This is a genomic window from Archangium sp., from assembly GCF_036389735.1.
Lineage (GTDB): Bacteria > Myxococcota > Myxococcia > Myxococcales > Myxococcaceae > Archangium.
The window spans coordinates 1-2,407 of the sequence record NZ_DASVWK010001123.1; the positions used below are offsets into that span (position 1 = coordinate 1).

At 71.2% G+C, this 2,407-nt stretch carries 3 protein-coding genes; all 3 read left to right on the top strand.

What is annotated here, in order from left to right; all coding sequences use genetic code 11:
- Positions 1-717 (top strand): tetratricopeptide repeat protein (locus VF794_RS40385; RefSeq protein ID WP_331119174.1); only part of this gene is annotated, 717 nt, incomplete at its 5' end.
- A gap of 43 nt (positions 718-760) precedes the next feature.
- Positions 761-1,768: an LLM class flavin-dependent oxidoreductase gene (locus VF794_RS40390; protein ID WP_331119176.1), complete on the top strand. Its 1,008-nt coding sequence runs from the start codon at positions 761-763 to the stop codon at positions 1,766-1,768.
- Positions 1,769-1,777: 9 nt separating this feature from the next.
- Positions 1,778-2,356, top strand: a complete 579-nt coding sequence (locus VF794_RS40395) for an alpha-ketoglutarate-dependent dioxygenase AlkB (protein WP_331119178.1) — start codon at positions 1,778-1,780, stop codon at positions 2,354-2,356.
- Positions 2,357-2,407: the final 51 nt, after the last annotated feature.

Here is a 2,407-nt window from a genome sequence, read left to right on the forward strand (position 1 = left end):
ATCCCCGCGCTCGGGAGGAACACCTTCGCCGAGCGCTACCTCTACCTGCCCTCGGTGGGCTTCGTCCTCCTGGTGGGGGTGGGGCTGGAGGTACTGGAGCGCCGGGGCCTGGCCTCGCGCCGGCTGCTCCTGGGGGCGCTCGCCGGGGTGGTGCTGGTGGGAGGGCTCGCCACCGCCGCGCGCAACACCGTGTGGCACGACAACCTCTCCCTGTGGCTCGACACGCAGGCGAAGTCCCCCGAGGCACCCGAGATTCACGAGGGCCTGGGGCTCGCCCTGCTGGAGAAGGGCAAGGCGGCCGAGGCCATTCCACACCTCGAGCGCGCCCCGCGAGGCAATGCGCCCCTCCTGAGGAACCTCGGGCTGGCCTATGCCATGGCGGGGCGGATGCCCGAGGCCGAGGCCACGCTGCGAGAGGCCGTGCGGCTCGAGCCGGACAACGCCGGGGCCTGGAGCAACCTGTGCCTGGTGCACAGGAAGCTGGGGCAGTTGCCCCTGGCCCTCGAGGAGTGCGAGCACGCGGCCCGGCTCGCCCCCCAACTGCCGGAGGTGCGCACCAGCCTCGGGCAGGTGTTGCTTCAGGCTGGCCGGCTCGACGAGGCCGAGCAGACGCTCCAGGCGGCCCTCGCCCTGAAGCCGGACTTCGTCCCCGCCCGACGCCTGCTGGAGCGGCTCGCGAAGGAGCGGCAGCGTCAGACCCCCACCCCCGGGCCCTGAGGTACCTGGTTGAAGGTTCGAGCCCCCACCGTTAGACGAGCCCATGCCCCTTCCCCTCTCCATCCTCGATCTGATTCCCGTCGGCTCGGGCTCCAGCGGGCCACAGGCGCTGCGCAACACCTTCGACCTGGCTCGCCGGGCGGATGCGCTCGGCTACACCCGCTACTGGTTGGCCGAGCACCACAACACCCGCGGCTTCGCCAGCTCGGCCCCGGAGCTGATGATCGCCCTGGTCGCCCGGGAGACGGAGCGGATCCGCGTCGGCTCCGGCGGCATCATGCTGCCCAACCACTCGCCCCTGAAGGTGGCGGAGACCTTCCGGACGCTCGAGGCCCTCTACCCCGGGCGCATCGACCTCGGCCTCGGGCGGGCCCCGGGCACGGATCAACTGACCGCGTTCGCCCTGCGCCGCTCGCAGGAGGCGATGTCCGCGGACGACTTCCCCGAGCAGCTCCAGGAGCTCCGGGCCTACGCCGGAGAGGGAGACTTCCTGGCCGGCAGTGCCCTCGGTCGGGTCCGGGCCACCCCGGACGACGTTCCACTGCCGCCCCTCTGGCTGCTCGGTTCTAGCGGTTTCGGCGCCCGCCTCGCGGCGAAACTGGGCCGGGGCTTCGCCTTCGCGTTCCACTTCAGTCCGGAGGCCGCGCTGCCCGCCATGCAGGCCTACCGCCAGGGCTTCCAGCCATCCGAGCACCTGGACAAGCCCCACGCCATCCTGGCGGTCTCGGTCGTCTGCGCCGACACGGACGAGCGGGCGGAGGAGCTCGCGCGCACGCATGACCTCCTGTGGGTCAGCATCGCCAAGGGGCAGACGGGGCCCATCCCCAGTCCGGAGGAGGCGCGCGACTACCCGTACACGCCCCTCGACCTCGAGCGGATTCGCGGCTCCCGCTCGATGCTCGTCGTCGGCACCCCGGAGCGCGTCCGTGCACGCCTGGAGGCGCTCGCCACCCAGATGGGAGCGGACGAGTTGATGATTACCTCGCACATCCACGGCCACGCGGAGCGCGTGCACTCCTACGAGCTGCTCGCCAAGGCATTCGACCTGTAAGAGGAAGCCATGGCGCGACAAGAAGCGGAGCGACCAGAGGGACTCGTCTACGTCCCGGACTTCCTCACCGTGGAGGAGGAGCACGCGCTGATGGAGCACCTCCGCGACGTGGCCTTCGCGGAGATCCGGATGCATGGCCAGGTGGCGCGGCGGCGGACGGCGCACTTCGGCTGGCTGTACGGGTATGAGAGCTGGACGCTGGAGCCCGGGCCCCCCATTCCAGAATTCCTCCTGGCGCTGCGAGCCCGGTGCGCGGAGGTGATGGAGGAGTCTCCGGAGCGATTGGTGGAGGCGCTGGTGAGTGAGTACCCACCGGGAGCCACCATCGGCTGGCACCGGGACGCGCCCATGTTCGGCCCGAAGGTGGTGGGCGTGTCGCTGGGGGGCACGTGCCGGATGCGCTTTCAACAGGGGAAGGACGAGGCGCGGCGCACGTACGCGTTGGAGCTCGCACCGCGCTCCGCCTATCTCCTGAGTGGCGCCTCCCGGAGCGCGTGGCAGCACAGCATCCCCGCCGTGAAGGAGCCGCGGTACTCGGTGACGTTCCGCACGCTGCGCACCCCTCCCTCGCCTGGAATGGGGGCATGAGCTTCACCCTGACGCTCCTCCTCCTCGGCACCAGCACCCCGATGCTCGGCT

Excerpts from the sequence above, each read along its gene's own strand:
- VF794_RS40390 (WP_331119176.1), top strand. The coding sequence starts at position 761 with ATGCCCCTTCCCCTCTCCATCCTCGATCTGATTCCCGTCGGCTCGGGC.
- VF794_RS40395 (WP_331119178.1), top strand. The coding sequence starts at position 1,778 with ATGGCGCGACAAGAAGCGGAGCGACCAGAGGGACTCGTCTACGTCCCG.